The sequence below is a fragment of the Paenibacillus sp. DMB20 genome (genome assembly GCF_000987955.1).
Taxonomy (GTDB): domain Bacteria; phylum Bacillota; class Bacilli; order Paenibacillales; family Paenibacillaceae; genus Paenibacillus_AQ.
Map to the genome: position 1 here is coordinate 22667 of NZ_LAZU01000033.1, position 16639 is coordinate 39305.

Here is a 16639-nt window from a genome sequence, read left to right on the forward strand (position 1 = left end):
TCAACCCTCCTTTGTCTTCCTCAAAGACCAATCTGAAATCCGTTTATCGGTATGCTCGAATTCCATCCTCGAAGGCCTGTTTATCGTTATGCTCCAAGCCGTGCAGCGCCTCCTGCAATGCAAACGTACTTTTATAAAAATAAATCCTTTCCAGCATATCCTCGCCATCCCCAGCTTGATACATCTCAAGGCACCTTCTCAGGAACGTTTCTCCGTAGCCGGACAACAGTCCGGCAAAATCGTAGGCTGGATCGCCGATTTCCGAACCGCCAAAATCAAGGATTCCCGTAATTCTGCCGGCATCCTTATCCCACAAAATGTTGGACGTGCCGAAATCCCCGTGAATCAATGTCCGCTCGGCATGCAGATGGGCTGCTCCGTCCAGAAAGTGTTCAAATTGGTTTGAGACGGTTTGGCGGGCTTCCGGTCTCATCCAGGGATAAAGCTTTAATTTGATATTTTGATATAGGCCTTCAAAATAAGGACGGATTGGCGTCTGATTCTGCTTGTAAAAGGACGGGATGGCCTCTTGCGGGATATTGTGCAGCTCTTGCAGAAAGGTGACAAGCTGTGATGCAATTCCGCTCAGGATTTCATCATTTTCGATGCCAAGCAGGTCTTCCTTCCATAACGGAGAGCCTGGAATGCAATGGTACCCCATGAATGCCTTACCGACTTCATTTTCCTTAAAGGATTGATAAATCGGATTGGGAATAGGCAGGGTGATATATGGCCCCACGGCTACCAATAGCTCGGTCTCGGTTTGCAACTGTTTCATGCCGTCCGTATATTTGGGAAATCTGAAAACAACCGACTGGTTGACGAGGAATACATCGTTGTTCTGTCCATGCGTATATGGCTCTATATGGTTGATCCGAAAATCAGGATAAAGATGGCGGACAACCTCCATTTTAACTGCGTAGGTCATATTAAACTCCTTGGTTCCATAATTCATTGAAAGAGACTACGAGCTGGTGGCCCCTCCTTTGATCTTACTGCTTATTGTTTTTTTTATCCATTCTTTATACTCGGGTAGAGTATACTCGTCGGATTTAACCACGGTCCACCGTCCGTCTTTCCGTTCCAGATGTAAATGGATCAGCAGTTCCCCTCTGGCAACGTCAAAATCATCCTTGACATAGATCAAGCTGCCATGGACTCGGACAATGGCTTGACGATCATTCATCTGCCGGACTTTAATTCTCTCATGGCTTTCTTCTTGAACATTTGCATCGCTCAGATTGAAGTCACGAGTGTTCTCCACATCGTTTTTTTTCAACGTTTATGCCTTTCTTGCTATCGGTGCCCTTTTTTTAAATCCGGATACCGGTTCCACAGAATCTCCATATCCTTGTGAAGAACGGCTTTCGTTCTAAGATGGAAATATTCTCTGACCACCTTGATATATTCCTCCCACTGCGCAGGCGAAGGTTCCACGAAAACGGAGGACCCGGAACCGGACAGTGCGGTTTGAACAACAGCTTTATTCGAGACGTCTGATTTTATGGCATCATCGTTCTCTACCCCGGCAGATCTATCGCTGCAGCCAAGGAGCAGCACTAGCGCCAGCAAAGGCGGTAGAAAGAACTTTCCCACCATTAACACTCCTCTCGTCGGAATTACATGTCCCACAACAAGTTGAACTCCATTTACTTGATCCTCACTAAATTTAACCAAAAAAAAGAGAAGCTTTTCAATTATCGATAGCTTCTGTTTAACTCGCTCAATCCTAAATTCTATTAAGCAAGAACCTTCAATACATCATCGATTTTTTTTAGAATTGGAGAGTATCCCATAATTCATCCACGCAAAGAGTTGGTGACAATTAGAAAAATTTTGCGATTTTTCTCGGCAGGCTGCCCGGTGAGCGTTAAGTTGCGAACTGGACCAAGGTCTATCAGCAGTCTGGTCCTAAGGCTATTTTATCGACAACATAGACTGGTTAAAATTAGGACATTACCGAAGAGGAGGTCGATGCGGCATGAACGAAGAGATTCGAAAGTAACAAACGGAATGGACGCATTATACTAAATACTTGTTAAGAGGAGAATATGACCAAAATGAAACGGATAAGTCTTTTAGTTGTAGCTATTATCGTCTTTCTCATGTCGGCGCTACCCGCTTTGGCGAAGGAAACGGAGGCGCCCGTTAATCAAGAGGTTGCGAACGTTCAAGCGTTTGCGAAGCTGTACGGGTACATACGGTTCTTCCACCCGAGCGACGAGAACGAGAAAGTCGACTGGCACCGGTTCGCCATTCACGGGGTAAGCAAAGTAAGGGCTGCAAAATCGGAAAAGGAATTAACGGCAACGCTGCAAGAGCTCTTCTATCCGATTGCGCCGACGCTGAGCTTTACGAAAAAGGATAAAGCAACTCGGCTCAGCCCGCCCAAGCAAGCCCGTAATTTGACCGCATGGCTTCACCAAGGCGTCAAAATGAACTCTCCCCAAGAACAATACACGAGCGAGCGGCTGCAGTCCGCCGATACGAGCAAAATCAAACTCCAGAAGCATGTTTTGAAGCCGGGAGAGACGGTTGTCAAGCGGATAACCCCGGACGTATTCGCCCATATCCCGATCGTTCTGTACAGAAACGATAAAGGTACGATCGGCGCAACGCCGGAATCGACGAATGGATTTGCCAAGCTTCAACAGCAGCTTTCGCAAATCGATTTGGATAAAGCTTCGTTAAACGACCGGAACGTCCAATTGGCAAATGTGGTCATTACCTGGAATGCCATTCAACATTTCTACCCTTATTTCGATGTCGTGAAGGTCGACTGGAAACGGGCGTTATCCGATGCGCTGAGTCAAAGCTTGAACAATCGTACGGTTGATCAGTATGCGCTTACCATGAAGCGGATGTTGGCGAAACTGCAGGATGGACATAGCCTCGTTATGATTCCAGACCTTGAGCGCGAGGCGGCATACGCTCCTTATCGAGTCGAATGGATCGAAGAACAAGTTGTCGTAACGAACGCCAAAGAAGAGACCGGCCTTAAGCCCGGAGATGTCATTTTAACGATAAACGGCAAAAAAGCCGACTCGTACCATAAAGAGCTGGAAATGATGATGCAAGGCAGCGAGCAGTATAAACGCATATTAGCTTCCCGCCAATTTTTTATAGGGAAAAAGGGGGCGGAAGCCAAGCTGACGGTGCAACGAGGCAAGAACAAGCTTGACCTTGCCATTCCTTATGCCGACCGAGCAGTAGATGAATTCATCACGCCAGACGTTATCGAGCAGGTGGAAGACGGTATTTATTACGTTAATCTGAAATTGTTGACTGAAGACATGCTCCAGAAGAACCTCGCGAAGCTGGAACATGCAAAAGGCGTGATCTTCGATTTAAGAGGTTATCCGAATCCGGGTACAATCGGGATAAACATATTGAAATATTTGGCGGATTCTCCGTTCCAGACGCCGCAATTCCATATGCCTCTGTTTGTATATCCGGATCATGAAAACGTGAAGTTTAATCTCATTCAATATACGCATGAACCGGCGCAACCGAAATTAAAGGGCAAATTGGCGTTTCTGACTTATGGAGGTGCACTAAGCCAATCCGAAACGATCATGGGCATCGTCGAACATTACCGTTTGGCGGAAATTATCGGACAACCGACTGCGGGAGCGAACGGAGACGCGAACCTCATTCTATTGCCGGGCGGCAGCGTCGTGGGATGGACGGGTTTAGTAACCTTAAAACAAGACGGCAGCCAGCACCATCTCATTGGCATTCAGCCTACCGTGCCGGTGGAGCGAACGATTGAGGAAGTTCGCGAAGGGCGCGACATTTATTTGGAGAAGGCCATTGAAACGATTAACGTCAAGCAAAACAATCAATAGAACAAAGCGTACCCGCTATGCCGTTAAAGGCTGCGGGTAGTGCGAGAAAAATAAAAATCCGTTGTGAATATCACAACGGATTCATTACCATTATCTGGAAATCATAATACAGTACAACCTACTTTACACAATCTTTCCTGAATCAAGCAAAACAACAATTAAAGGGTCCCTACTCCATGGTTGTATTTAAAAATACTTACAAAATAATCCGCTTCCTTGTAATCACCCACATATAACATCCCATGTGCCGAGTAAAATTGTTTGAGATTTGCGTTTCCCGCCCAGCAGTCCAAATACAAGGAAAACGGTGTACCATCCACGGACGAGCGGGCAAATTCCATGATTTTCGACCCTGCGTTTTTCCCTTGGTAATCCGGCAATACGGCTATCCTGCTTAAATATTTGCTATTTTGTTCAACCGCCATCCCACAGATATGATCGATGACGCTAATCGTGAACGTACCTATAGCCCGGTGACCGTCCCACAGAACATAAACATCGTTGTTATGGACATCCTTCTCGATATCCCGGATAGTCCAAGGGTACGTCCACTGTTTAATCCCTTTGCGATGCAGGTCTAACGTAACCTCATTCAAGATATACACGATTTGCTCCGTCTGGCCTAAGCCCGCTGACTTTATGTTCAAAACATCATAACTCCTTACTTTACGTCTCAGGGTTATTCAGCCTTTTCAGCTCTTCGTCTGTGTAATTGCTGATCGTTTTTTTTTTTTTTGCGAATTTTTCATCATTATATTGCTGCGAACCGTTCTTGGGAACGGACAAGGTGTTCCATCCCTTTTTGCTTAACATTTTGGCCGCATAAATGATCTGCCCCACATGGTAGGGGTAATGCGCCAACTGCCGGTTGATCGCCTCCATAACGGTGTGACCTTCATTGCGGATATAGACGATATTGTCCAGCTGATCCGGACGAATCGATTGAAGGGCGTTCAGCAAGCACTCCCATCCTTCATTCCATTTCTTCAGGAGCTCTGCTTGATCTTGAACATCGTTTGCAAATTCCGCGTCCCGGTCACGCCAAGGCTTTTCTCCGTCCGTCGTTAAAAAAGTCGGTCCACCGGGACAGCATATTGCCCCATAAATGCTTCACGATGACCGCGATGCTGTTGGAATCCTCGTTAAAAGCCGCAAACAGCTGCTCCGGCTCCACCTGTTCCATCGCTTTTTCGCCAAGCGTCTTGTAATAAAGAAACTGCTTTTTTGCGCTTTCCAAATAGAGCTCGCCATAATCCATTTTGATCCAGCCTCCTTCAATGTTCAGGTGTTTACTTCCACCCGGAGAGGATTCATTCATCCCTGAACGACAGACCCTTATGCTCCAGAGCGTGCTGCAGCTGCTTGATCGCATTGGGTCCGATCCCGTGCAGCTGTTTCAGCTCTTTCACGGTGTAACCTGAAACGTCCTTCAAACAGGAAATGCCGGCGTTCGCAAGTGCTCGAACCGCCGGCTTCGCCAGGTTGACAGGAAAATCGTTGACGTCAAGAGGTGTCATCCGCATAACCTCCATGTATGAGTCGTTTACTTCAAAATTAGTCTACTATTTCCTGTACCCGGCGATCAAGAACGTTTTTTTTCTTTCGGGCCGTTTAATACAAACCCGGGCTAATTTCGGACGCCAAGATCATTCAACAGTACGGTTCCTGTTTTGGTCAGGTTGAATTGAATACGGATCTTGCTTAACTGCTGCGGATTGAAGTCCGGATTCATCTTATTAAAATCGCCTAAAGGGAAATCATAGTTTTGAAATATGGGTTCCGAGGTATTTCCGGCATTAGAGAACGGCCATTTGAGCACTTTACCCTCAATCACGGGCGGCAATTTCGAAAGATCGCTGAGGGGAAGGCTTGCCTGACGGCCATCCTTGTCTTCGACGGTAATCGTTAAATCAATGAGTTCTTTCGGGTCGCCGGCCTCTTCTTTCCCGCGGATATCGGCGAGCGAAAATACGATGGAGCTTTCCTTCCCTGTTTTTACCCCCTGATCCGGCAAAGTAACCGTATAGGAAGCCGGCTTGGACGATCCGTTCGAGTTCCAGCCTAAGCGAACCGCGCTGTAATCCGCTTGGAACATTTTGGATTTCACCTTTTCTTCTTTCCATACTCGGAGGTTTTCACCCATCAGGCTCCCGCCAGGGAGCGTCGTGCTCTGCAGATCGATGTCTTCTGAATAATCGGCGATCAAGGTCGTGTTCGAATCGTAATAATTGCCCACATACAGGTTGTCCGGAATCCATTCCTTGGCGTAACCGAAATCTTTGAACACTTCCCGATACTGCCGTTGGTCCTTCAGCGTGGCATCCAGAAAAGAAGATATGAACACTTTAGCAATGGTTTCCTGTTCATCCCGCGGCATGATTTGACGTACGTTAAACAGCTGGTTCCCCAAGCCTGCCGCATCTCCTCTGTCCCATCCTCCGTTAAACTGGCCATGGTTGGCTCCATAAATATAGACCAGCGATTTCATGTAATCTGTGCCCTTGGTATAACTAATCCGATGATATTGATGGGCAGCATCCATGCTGTTGACATCCATGTCATGAGCTCCATGCAAAGACAGATAATTCACGTCTTGCAGCGGCAGAGGTTTGCCTTGGGGCTTATAGTACCCGTCCGTTCCCGCAATGGAAATGAGCGAGCGGATCGAAAAGTTATAATCAAACTTGATGTGGCCAAAGTCCGGATGGCTGCCGAGCTTGTTGAAGGCTGCCGCGATCGAAATCGCTTCCCCGCCTCTGGAATGCCCGATGAGGGCGATTCGTTCCATATCAACCTTTTGATAAAACGGATTGTCCGGATCGCTGTTCCAGCCCTTCCAAGTTTTCAAATGCTCCAGCAGCAGCAAGCCTCTTGCCGGATTTTCGTTCAGCAGCGGGCTGATCAGGAAAAGGTCTTCATAAGGGGAGACATTTAGAAAATTTTCATCCACGGAGACGAAAATATACCCTTTGCTCGCCATCAGTTTGCCCAGGTATTCATAACCCGGATCGGAATAATCTTTCATTAAATGGTTTCCATGTACAATCAAGACAAGCGGAAAATTGCCTTTCCCTTCGGGATACCACACTTTTCCGTTTAACGGCATGGCATCGGGTCCGAATCCAAGCGATTTCGTTCGCACAGAAGACCATTTCTCGACAAACTCGGAGGCATCCACTGTTTTGGTGGTCAGGGATCCGCTTTGGTTAAACTCTTTCCTGTAGTTGTCCGGACTTCCGTATAACAAGCTTTTGACTTTAAAGGAGCCGTGTTCGGCAGGGTTTTTCATCGCCATGCCATCATATCGGGCTGAAGTTTTCAGCTGTTTCAAGGTCACGTCCGGAGCGGCGGCTTCATCCCCGGCCCGAACCAACCAGAAGGTGCCGGCTCCGATCACGACAGTGATCAGGGACAAACAGGCGATGGCGCCGATTTTCCTGGTTTTGGGCGCTTGCTTGTAACTTCCCGTTGCAAATTTATAAACCAATGCGCCAAACAAAGAAAAAAACAACGGCGACAGACACGATGAAAACTACCGATACTTCCATAGGCCCAATGAAACAGAATAAAAGCATGATGAGGGAGCACAGCAATATCCAAATATAACGGCTTGGCAGTTTTTTGACCCCATGCAGCAGCAATGCGGCCAAGCCGCTTAAGAACGCTACCGTTAAGACAGACAGGAACATACCCACAATGAAACGAAAGAACCCTTGCCCCTCCAAAAAATAATTGGCCTGAATCAGGACCGGGATGAATGCGATGGCGCCAAGCCCAAGCGACGCCCCCTTCCATCCGGGGGATAAAGGCTGCATGCGTTTCCGATTTGTTAATATTCTCTTAAAAAAAACAAAGCCTTTCTCTTTTTCTTTCTCTTTCTGTATCTCCAATTTTCTCCAGTCCTCCTGCATGCGAATATAGTAGTTAACTCTACTAATGAGGTTACCGGATAACTCTTTCCCCGCGCTTTCCCAATTCTTTCAGTAATCTTACAAATCATTCGGCAAAAAAAGCACGAATTTCGTTTTCCCGTTCGTTGTCAGCGTGATCTTCCCCCCATGTTTCTCTACCACTTGTTTGGCAATCGCAAGACCCAGACCCGTGCCCCCATCGCTTTTCCGAGCCTGGTCTCCGCGAACGAATGCTTCGAACACCTTTTCCTTTATCGCTTCCGGGATTCCGACGCCATCGTCCGAAACGTGAATTTCAACCCCTTTCCCGGCGTTTAACAATTTCAATTGCACGGTCGTTCCGGGCGGGTTGTATTTTAATGCGTTGGACAGAATGTTGGAAACCGCCCGGTATAACCAGGTAGCGTTGAAGGGGACCATGATTTCCCGATGGGGAATATCGTATTGGAAATCAAACTTTTTTTCTTCGAAAACCTCGTAATACTCGGCGGCGATCTCCCTCGTGAATTCCGCAATGTCGGAGGCCACAACGGTAAAAGGATAATCGGGACTGTCCAGCTTGGATAGTTCAAAGATGCCGTCAATCAGCTCCGACACAAGCTTGGCTTTGTCGGAAATCAAATGCAAAATTTGACGTTTTCTCTCCTCCGTATCGATGAGACCCACTTCCATCGCTTCGATATAACCCCGAATGGTGGTCATGGGCGTCTTCAAGTCATGGGAAATGTCGATCAGCATTCGCTGTTTGCTCTCCTCCAACTCCCGCTTTTCCCTCTCCATCCGTTCGAGCCGCTCCGCCATGTCATTGAAATCGTCCTGGATTTGCGCGAGCTCATAACTGGCTTTGAAGTTTAACCTTTTGTGATACTGCCCGCGGGCAATGTTCCTGATGCCGTCGGCTATGGAGCTGAGCGGGGTCGTGAGCCTGGAAGCCGTCCATCTTCCGAACGTGTACACGGTGACCGCAAACAGAGCGAGAAACAGCAGCAGGGTCTGCAGAGCTATTCTGTAAAACACCCTCTCGTGCTGAGCGCTGTCGCCGTCAGATACGGCGGTTGGATTGCCCCGGTCAGTATCCTCCACCTTGATTTGCCCGGATGTATCCATAAAATAATTCATGATTTGCGCATTTAATACGAACAGCGAAATCGCGGCAATGAGCGCAATGGTAAAAAAAGAAAAAAAATATATTGGCTGATCAGTGAACGCTGTAAACGATTTGGCGATTTCATGGGCTATAACTCATCTTTCTTGGCAAACCGGTAACCGAGGCCGCGAATGGTCTTGATATAGACGGGTTTTCTCGGACAGGCTTCGATTTTGTCGCGCAGCCTGCTGATTTGCACCATAATGGCGTTATCGTCGGCCAGATAATGCTCATCCCAAGCTTGTTCAAAAATTTGCCTTTTCGTAAATACGCGCCCGGGTTCCCCCATAAACAGTTTTAACATTCTATACTCGATGGCGCTGAGCGAAATCGGCTTTCCCTTGATGTACAACATGCATTCGCGGTGATCCAGCAGCAAGTCCCCGACGCAGGTTTCGGAAACCGGCGGAGCCGCCGACGGTTCATTAAACTCATAGGAACGCCTTAACTGGGCTTGAATTCTAGCCATTACTTCCAGCGGGCTGAACGGTTTGGAAACATAATCGTCCGCTCCCAGCTTGAGACCCGTTATTTTATCGATGTCCTGATTTTTGGCCGAAATGAGAATGACCGGAATTTTATATTCCTGCCGCATCATTCGGAGCAGTTGGTATCCGTCGATAACCGGCATCATGATATCGAAAATGGCGAGATCGACGTGTTTGCTCCGCAGATGTTCAAAGGCTTCTTTTCCGTCGAAAGCTTCCAAAGTCGTATATCCTTCCGCGTCCAGATAGAGCTTAAGCATGGCAACGATATCCGGATCGTCATCGACCACAAGTATGGTTTTGGGCATTTAGGCATCCTCCTCCTCAAGTACTTAATATGGTTCTCCTTCGGAGGCAGGATTTCCTTTTTATGTTGTTGCGTTAACCGATTTTACGAGAGTAACTATACCACGGGAGCCGATGATACGCTCGAGAGTTCCTATGTAATGTTGAACGGGCTCCTTATTTCCGCGTAAGGCTTTCCACGATAAACTCCAGCTGTCCCTCCAGGGAAACGGGATCATTAAAGAAAGAACCGTCCTTCACTAAAGCAAACACCCGATTGTTCTTTACGGCAGGCAGTTTCTTCCAAAGGCTGCTCCCGTAAACCGCATCCGGATCGCCATCGTCCCCGGTCCACGGGCTGGTGAATATAAAGTCGCCGGCATACTCCGGAAGAACTTCGAGAGACAGGCTGGCCCAGCCTTTTCCGTTATCAATCGCCTCTTTCTGAATGGGAGAAGGCGCCTTTAATTTGAATTCCCCGTAAAGGATCTCTCCCCCCCTTCCGTAGTTATGCCCGAACGCATAAATGCCTTTCGAGTACGGTTGCAGAATGGACACGGTATTATCTCCAACCGCGGCTTCGACCTTCGGCTTGTACCCTGCGATTTTTTGATCCCACTCCGCTATCCACGCTTTCGCTTGGTCCTCCCTGCCTGTTATTTTTCCGAATTCCACCAATTGTTCTCGAACAGGCAATTTTCCATATTCAACGGTTATTGTCGGTGCGATTTTGGAGAGCTCATCGGTGAACGCGGCATCTCCGCTAAACGTAATGATTATATCCGGCTGCAGTTCCAAAATCTTTTCGATCGATTTTCCGTCACCCAGATTTTCAACGCCATCCAACCGACCTTTAAAGTATGGATTATCCATGGCATGCTGCGTGATTCCGACAGGTTTGATGCCAAGCGCAAGCAAATGGCCCACATAACTGTCCGATAATTCGACGATTCGTTGCGGATTTTTAGGTATTTCCACTTTGCCGTCAGCAGTCTGGTAGATCATCGTTTCGTTACTAGGCAACGTTTGTTCGCTGTTATCCGTATCCGAAGATTGTACGGAAGAAGTCACGTCGGACTTGGCTTTGCTGTCAGATCCTTGGCCGCATGCGGCCAGCATGACAAACAAGGCCAGAAGAAGAATGACAATGCTGAACTTTCTGATATATTGGACACTCATATTAAATTTCCCCTCCACATAATTGATAATGATTATCATTTTCGATAGTCAGTTTATCAGAGAGAAGTCCAACAATCAATCTTTATTTCTAATCATCTTAAAAAAATGGCTTAAAACAAAAAAAGTCGGGACCCTTCCCCGACCTTCTCAAAACACAATATTTATGCAGCCTCGCCCGTACCAAGACAACAAAGAATCTATTATTCTTCCGCCCATGTTACTTGAAGTTCTATCGTTTCTTTATCGGACGAAAGCAGACTGCTGATCATCGACCAGCTGTCCTTGTTCGCTGTGCTGTCCCCTTGAATAATAAAGTTGGTATCGTCGAAGCTTTTCTCAGTTATCAGTATAACAATCAGATTCCGAATATTTACTCTCCGGAACTATAAATGAGCGGTTTGATTTTCCAATGTCAACTCCCATTTTCCGTTGACCCGTTCAATCCGGTGAATACCGGTATTTGAGGCTGGAAAAAACTTGTTTTTATTGGTCCACTTAATGTTTTTTAAAATGTAGTAAACAATATTAATAACTCCGCCATGCCTTACGACGAGTATGTTCTTATTATGGGTATGGTCTATATGCTCGCCGCATAATTCGTTGAATGCTTCTTCTATCCGCATGTAATTTTCGATGGGGCTTTCTCCACCGGGATACCTTTCATCCATTCGCAAGCTTGAGAAATATAGATCAACGAGTCCTCTATCACTCCATCCGCCACGATATCCTTCCTCGTCTTTGCCATGTCTAACAAGGTATATTGCCATCCGGTAGGTTACTCCTTCGTCTTTATGATCCTTTTTTTATGCACGAAACCCGATTTCTGCGAGCCATTCAATCCAAGCGTGGCTGCGCCTTGCACTGACTAGTGAATTTATACCTTAGTGATGCATCCCTAAGCACCATGCTGCTTGCGTTCTCATTTTCTTACCCGTATCACTCGTCCTCCACTAGCTTTTAACATTTCATTTACAGCCACTTTGATCAGCGAAAAGGGAGACCCGCCGCCTGTATATACATAGTCCTGTTCCGTAACCTTGGGATCAATCAGAAACAAGGCTTCATAACCGAATGACGGCACCCCGCCCGCCGGATATCCGGTTCGTTCGATCACTTCCTCCTCATTGGCCAATCGCGGCTTTTCGATATCCAAAGCCTTGCCGACTCTTGTCGTGCTCGCTCTGTCTTCGCCTTTGACAATGGCCACGATTAACCGGTTCAACTCGTCAATCATGCAGATGTTTTTGACGAATTGATCGGCAGATCCTTGAACGGCAGTGGCCGCCTCCTGAACGGAGTGGCAGCTTTGCTCGAGAACGATATGTTCGGCTTGTAAATGATGGGCTGCGATATGCTCTTGTATTTTAGCTTCAAATGCTTTCATCGCTGTCTATCTCTCCACTTCTTTTTATCATTCAAAAAATGGATTTCCATGAAATCCTCGTCTAGCCAGAAAGAGCATGCTTCCTGCCCCCTCCCGCTGTTAACAAAACAATTACAGCAAGCCATCCTCCAGTTGTTCCAGCACGCAGCTCCACCAATGATCCTCATCAGCCAAGCTGAGGGGATCTTTCTCTTCCAACAAAGCCCGCAGCCTTGACAGCTCCGCCGTACGGTCCAGTCCCTGCTGTTTCGGCTGCTTCGGAATGATTTCGCCGCGCCTGAAAGCGGCTAAACGCTCATGCGCTTCCGCCGAGGACATGATCGTCATGGTGTCTTCCTGAGATTGGCCGGCTGTGAAAGATCGAATGGATGACAAAAACGACAAAAAATGACGGATATCCGAGTTGACGAAACCGCATTGTCCGGAGGACGGGTGGAACGAATACAAATGCCCCGAGTCCGCAGCCAGCCCCAGAATGGCATCCTCCGGACTCCACTCATAGCCAATCGGCAACAACTTTCGATCACCCGCTTGGATGAGCCCCGTATTCGTAAACGATTGAAAGCGAACGCCTAAAACGGCGTCTTCGGAAGAAATAAACGGCAGCCCTTTTTGCAGAAGCTGTTCTTCCGTGTGCTCAGGTAAATTTGCTGATCGGACCAAACCGCCGTCATATTTGATAAAGCTTCGGTTAAATGGTTCCACACCCCTACCCCCTTCGGTAAGAAAAACGCCTATCGACTTTGTTCAGTTCATTTTCGGCTTTGTTCATTGGGACCTCCCAGTCTGCATTTTCGGTTTAAAATTGTTCGGTGCAAGCGTATCGGTTGATGTAAATCAGGCTTGCGGAGCCTACCATTCATGGAACTGATCTTCGATCAACTCGGCAAACGAACTCGCAAGAACTTCCGTCTCTCCCGAATCAAGATAGCAAATGAGGACTTCCCCTGTGGAATGGATCATGACGGGGTTTCCGGAACCATCCATAGAAATGACGTAGCCGTCCTCCAGTTGTTCCTTTAGTGACGTCTCGGCCAATTGCTGCCTAAACTCCTCCGTCCATTCAACAACGGTTTCTTTTCCCATCACGGATCCGTTGGAAAATGCATGTATGGAAATCCCGGCAAAAGCCCCGCCGAATGCTTTAATAAATTCGACATAATCGGCATGAAAAGTCACGTTCAGGCCCTTCTCCGCCTCAGCTATTTGTTCGTCGCTGGCAGGTACGCCGACGAGAGCTGCATTTTCTTCTTTAGCATAAAAATCACGCAGCCGCTTCATAAGTTCTTCCTTCATATACAGAGCCCCTTCCCCTGCTCAATGGAATAGTTTATAGTCCCACCGATTCATCAAACCGGATTCTGCTTACATGGAAAGTACGTACTCCTCTCCAAAAAGTTCTTCTACCACGTCCCAGTTGATTTTTAGCTCTCCTTTCCAAGCCGCCCACGGCATCTCCATATCCGAACGGCCTCTTGTATTGGCAAGCTTTTCTTCGTGACTCACTATATCTTCGAAATCGGTCCAAGCGTTGAAATGAGTCTGCACAAACACATTTGGAAGGACTCCCGTTACAGCCAGCGAATTCAATATCCCCCGCCGCACATATGTATTTTTCGGCATGATCTTTTCCGAGGTCAGCCGCTTCTCATATTCTCCCGGAGTTTCATCCGGCTCGGAACGCGACAAACTGGCCAATAAATTCCGAAAAAACGCCGATATCCTCCTTCGTTGGTTTGACCGAATCCTGCTCTGCCAAGTCCTTAAGGTCCAGGAGCGCCCCCCCAAGGGCTTGAGCCGTACGAGTTCCCTAAATAGAGGACATATTTAAGGTATGAAGCGTTTTCCCAGAAACCGTCTTGCATATGATCCGAAAAGGAACATATTTTGCAAGCCGCATAACGATCTGCCGCCAGATACTCATGATCCGGGATGTTCTGCATGGTATAATAACTGACCAATGGGGACAGCCCTCGGGGATAGCTTCCGCCAACGCCCGCGATAAAGCCGTCTGCGATGCGTTCACGGGTTAAGCGTTTGTCCTGCCTTAGTTGTATTAACTCCTTGACGCATGAGTCATGAGTAAGCCATTCCAACTGGTTGACCTGCCAATTCATTTCTTTCAGCAGCTCTTTTTCCGGTTCCGTTAATGAATCTTCCTTGTATAAACTCACTTCCCGTTCACGATCGTATTTTGAATTGGTTGAGTGATACAGCTTTTTGAGCAAGCTCATTTTCTTTTTTATCCATCCGGTTATGCCTCCAATCCCTGGTTTTATTAAATCAACAGCAATCCTTCATTCCCCCATCGGGCCATATGATCCGCATTCAATCTTCCATCCTTCGAATCCATTTCTACCCTTTCACGAGTTCACTCCATCCTATCGCTAATTCAATCAGGTGATCCTCACCAATCTTGATATTTTCCCTGCCGATTACAGTTCCCCCTAACCTTTGATAGAAGCCAAGGGAAGGATTGTCCGCAAGCACCCACAACATCATCGATTCGTACCCCTGTTCCATTAATGAACCAATGGTTTCCTGAAATAATAATCGTCCGATGCCTTGACCTTGGAATTCTGACAAAATGTAAATCGCATAAATCTCGCCCGCATGATCAAACTCATGATTCCGGTTTCTTCCGGACATTGCAAATCCAAGGATAGACCCATTCGTGTTCTCAGCAATAAATACGGATTCATCCTGTTTTAGGTTACTGAAAATATCGCTCCAATTCTTTTTCCGGTTCTCAAAGGAGAGGTTGGATAAATAAGATTCCGAAATGATGCCCTTATATGTTGTCTTCCAACTTTCAATATGGACATGAGTAATCCCGTCAATATCATTCATGTCCGCTTTTCTAATGATCAAGATAACAACCCCCATGTAGGAAATAAGGCAGACCGGAACATCATGAAATGCCCTAGCCTGCCTTATCATTACTTCATTCGTTCGTTTAGAAGACGACTATTTGCGCCCGACAATCATAAATCGATGTTCGATGGTCTCCATGTATCCCGTTTCCTCGATCGTCTTCTGCAGTTCGCATAGTTGATCGAAACACTTTTCGACCGAAAAGCCGGGAAACTCCCATTCGATGATTTTGGCAAAGTATACCAGTGCCCCAATATCAAAAAACCTTAGATACGGAAAGTGCTCTTTTCCGTCACAAATCGTGAACCCTGCGCTTGCAAGGTCGTCTTGGGCGGTTTGAAGATTGAAATCGGGTTCTGTCCGCATGGCATCATTCCCTAACAAAAATCGGGAGAGTTCTCGGTTGTTTTGCCCGCCCACTTGCTGCGTAACGAATATTCCTCCCGGTTTCAGGATACGAAACACTTCCCGAGAAGAGAAAGATTCGTGCCGATTGATGATTAAATCAAAATAATCGTCCTCATAAGGCAAATGCTCATCGTCAAATACCTGGTGAACTTCAATGCCATGGCGAAGCAGAATTCTTTTGCATAATTCAAAATTTTCCGGGTAAGCTTCCGTTGCGAAAGTACGGCCTTGGGGCGGATGAAGCGACAGCAAAAATTCTCCCCCGCCGGTCCCCATGTCAAGCATTGTGGTTTCCGCATCCATGAATGATAATACAATCTCTTTATAATCCCACGGCAGCCATTCTTCCGAGGTCCGATTAGCGATGCAGGAGAAATCCCAACCGCTGAAAGTCTTCTTTTCTTCGGCTAACCATATCGCCTTCCATTGATCGCAGTCCATCTATAACTACCCCTTTCACATGGTTGAATGAACGTGATTAGGTGCAGTTGACTGATAACACATTAAAAACCGGCCCGGCACAATCTGTTATCAGATTGGTTCAACTGCACCGGGCGGTTACCGAATTTCAAGATCATGTCCAATCCCCCTTTTATCTTTTGAGTGTTGATTTCGCTTTTCTCTAATGTTTCTAAAAGTACAGCCCGTAATGATTCCTGCTTTTCCTATTATACCATCATATCCCATTCATAAGTATCACGCAGAACGGGCTTAAACCTGCAAAAAACTTCACTAGAGCGGAACGTCAGGCTTGTTCCACTGCATATATATGCGCTCGTTAAAACCTCTTTTTGGGGACGGTTTAGCTTGTTTGCGCTCAAATTCTTCAAACCCCAGTTTTTTGTATAGTCGATATGCAATTTCATTCGTATCCACAACCTCAAGTACATAATGATGAAAATGCAGCTGATGCATCACATGTCTCATCAAGGCTGTAGATACGCCCTGGCCACGCGCTTTCTCCAAGGTGGCGACACACTCGATATAACCGGTTTCATCAAAATAAGGCAGGGGCGCGTTGAATTCCTTTTTTAATACGAAATAGGCCAAACTCCCCATAACATAACCAAGGCCGCTCCTTAGCGAAGCTTTATTTGCCGGCATCGCACGCTGTT

Annotated in this window: 20 protein-coding genes and 1 pseudogene; 1 reads left to right on the top strand and 20 read right to left on the bottom strand. The window is 46.9% G+C overall.

What is annotated here, in order from left to right:
- Positions 1-43: 43 nt before the first annotated feature.
- The 3 genes from XI25_RS17850 to XI25_RS17860 are packed head-to-tail and all read right to left on the bottom strand — an operon-like array spanning position 44 to position 1599.
- Positions 44-928 carry a phosphotransferase family protein gene (locus tag XI25_RS17850; protein WP_235439958.1) on the bottom strand — a complete coding sequence of 295 codons (885 nt, stop codon included), beginning with the start codon at positions 926-928 and terminating at the stop codon, positions 44-46.
- A 36-nt stretch (positions 929-964) separates the two neighbouring features.
- Positions 965-1279 carry a hypothetical protein gene (locus XI25_RS17855; protein ID WP_046679587.1) on the bottom strand — a complete coding sequence of 105 codons (315 nt, stop codon included), beginning with the start codon at positions 1277-1279 and terminating at the stop codon, positions 965-967.
- A gap of 17 nt (positions 1280-1296) precedes the next feature.
- Positions 1297-1599 (bottom strand): hypothetical protein, encoded by a 303-nt coding sequence (locus tag XI25_RS17860; RefSeq protein WP_152669163.1) that lies wholly within the window; start codon positions 1597-1599, stop codon positions 1297-1299.
- 461 nt (positions 1600-2060) lie between these two features.
- Here XI25_RS17860 and XI25_RS17865 point away from each other — a divergent pair, with 461 nt between their 5' ends.
- On the top strand, positions 2061-3848 hold the full coding sequence (locus XI25_RS17865) for a S41 family peptidase (RefSeq protein ID WP_046679589.1): 1788 nt from the start codon (positions 2061-2063) through the stop codon (positions 3846-3848).
- Positions 3849-4006: 158 nt separating this feature from the next.
- On the opposite strand, the gene XI25_RS31440 is transcribed toward XI25_RS17865, so the two are convergent.
- The 17 genes and pseudogenes from XI25_RS31440 to XI25_RS36370 form a co-directional block, all read right to left on the bottom strand.
- On the bottom strand, positions 4007-4495 hold the full coding sequence (locus XI25_RS31440; protein ID WP_052759657.1) for a GNAT family N-acetyltransferase: 489 nt from the start codon (positions 4493-4495) through the stop codon (positions 4007-4009).
- A gap of 19 nt (positions 4496-4514) precedes the next feature.
- Positions 4515-4955: a DUF1572 family protein gene (locus XI25_RS17875; protein ID WP_327204812.1), complete on the bottom strand. Its 441-nt coding sequence runs from the start codon at positions 4953-4955 to the stop codon at positions 4515-4517.
- Positions 4885-5106: a DUF1572 family protein gene (locus tag XI25_RS34925; RefSeq protein WP_235439959.1), complete on the bottom strand. Its 222-nt coding sequence runs from the start codon at positions 5104-5106 to the stop codon at positions 4885-4887. Before XI25_RS34925 ends, XI25_RS17875 begins: the two co-directional genes overlap by 71 nt.
- Positions 5107-5158: 52 nt before the next feature.
- Complete coding sequence (locus XI25_RS17880; protein ID WP_235439960.1) at positions 5159-5365, bottom strand: hypothetical protein; 207 nt, start codon at positions 5363-5365, stop codon at positions 5159-5161.
- 110 nt (positions 5366-5475) lie between these two features.
- Positions 5476-7738, bottom strand: a pseudogene (gene bahA, locus XI25_RS17885) (bacitracin amidohydrolase BahA).
- Between the two features lie 99 nt (positions 7739-7837).
- Entirely contained in the window at positions 7838-8878 is a 1041-nt protein-coding gene (locus XI25_RS17890; protein ID WP_235439961.1) for a HAMP domain-containing sensor histidine kinase, read from the bottom strand.
- 116 nt (positions 8879-8994) lie between these two features.
- A complete protein-coding gene (locus tag XI25_RS17895; RefSeq protein ID WP_046679591.1) occupies positions 8995-9702 on the bottom strand; it encodes a response regulator transcription factor in 708 nt (235 codons plus the stop codon).
- A 154-nt stretch (positions 9703-9856) separates the two neighbouring features.
- A complete protein-coding gene (locus XI25_RS17900) occupies positions 9857-10858 on the bottom strand; it encodes an iron-hydroxamate ABC transporter substrate-binding protein (RefSeq protein ID WP_052759658.1) in 1002 nt (333 codons plus the stop codon).
- A 383-nt stretch (positions 10859-11241) separates the two neighbouring features.
- On the bottom strand, positions 11242-11625 hold the full coding sequence (locus tag XI25_RS17905) for a histidine phosphatase family protein (RefSeq protein ID WP_046679592.1): 384 nt from the start codon (positions 11623-11625) through the stop codon (positions 11242-11244).
- Between the two features lie 152 nt (positions 11626-11777).
- On the bottom strand, positions 11778-12242 hold the full coding sequence (locus XI25_RS17910; RefSeq protein WP_046679593.1) for an aminoacyl-tRNA deacylase: 465 nt from the start codon (positions 12240-12242) through the stop codon (positions 11778-11780).
- Between the two features lie 111 nt (positions 12243-12353).
- The gene (locus XI25_RS17915; protein WP_046679594.1) at positions 12354-12947 is read right to left on the bottom strand and encodes an SUKH-4 family immunity protein; all 594 of its coding nucleotides are present in this window, start codon (positions 12945-12947) and stop codon (positions 12354-12356) included.
- Between the two features lie 147 nt (positions 12948-13094).
- Complete coding sequence (locus tag XI25_RS17920) at positions 13095-13538, bottom strand: SMI1/KNR4 family protein (protein WP_046679595.1); 444 nt, start codon at positions 13536-13538, stop codon at positions 13095-13097.
- A gap of 69 nt (positions 13539-13607) precedes the next feature.
- Entirely contained in the window at positions 13608-13940 is a 333-nt protein-coding gene (locus XI25_RS31445; RefSeq protein ID WP_152669164.1) for a hypothetical protein, read from the bottom strand.
- Positions 13941-14005: 65 nt separating this feature from the next.
- The gene (locus tag XI25_RS31450; RefSeq protein ID WP_052759660.1) at positions 14006-14476 is read right to left on the bottom strand and encodes a hypothetical protein; all 471 of its coding nucleotides are present in this window, start codon (positions 14474-14476) and stop codon (positions 14006-14008) included.
- A gap of 121 nt (positions 14477-14597) precedes the next feature.
- Positions 14598-15092 carry a GNAT family N-acetyltransferase gene (locus XI25_RS17930; protein WP_235439962.1) on the bottom strand — a complete coding sequence of 165 codons (495 nt, stop codon included), beginning with the start codon at positions 15090-15092 and terminating at the stop codon, positions 14598-14600.
- Between the two features lie 117 nt (positions 15093-15209).
- A complete protein-coding gene (locus XI25_RS17935; RefSeq protein WP_046679597.1) occupies positions 15210-15965 on the bottom strand; it encodes a class I SAM-dependent methyltransferase in 756 nt (251 codons plus the stop codon).
- Between the two features lie 291 nt (positions 15966-16256).
- Positions 16257-16628, bottom strand: a complete 372-nt coding sequence (locus XI25_RS36370; RefSeq protein WP_327204809.1) for a GNAT family N-acetyltransferase — start codon at positions 16626-16628, stop codon at positions 16257-16259.
- Between the last annotated feature and the right edge of the window lie 11 nt (positions 16629-16639).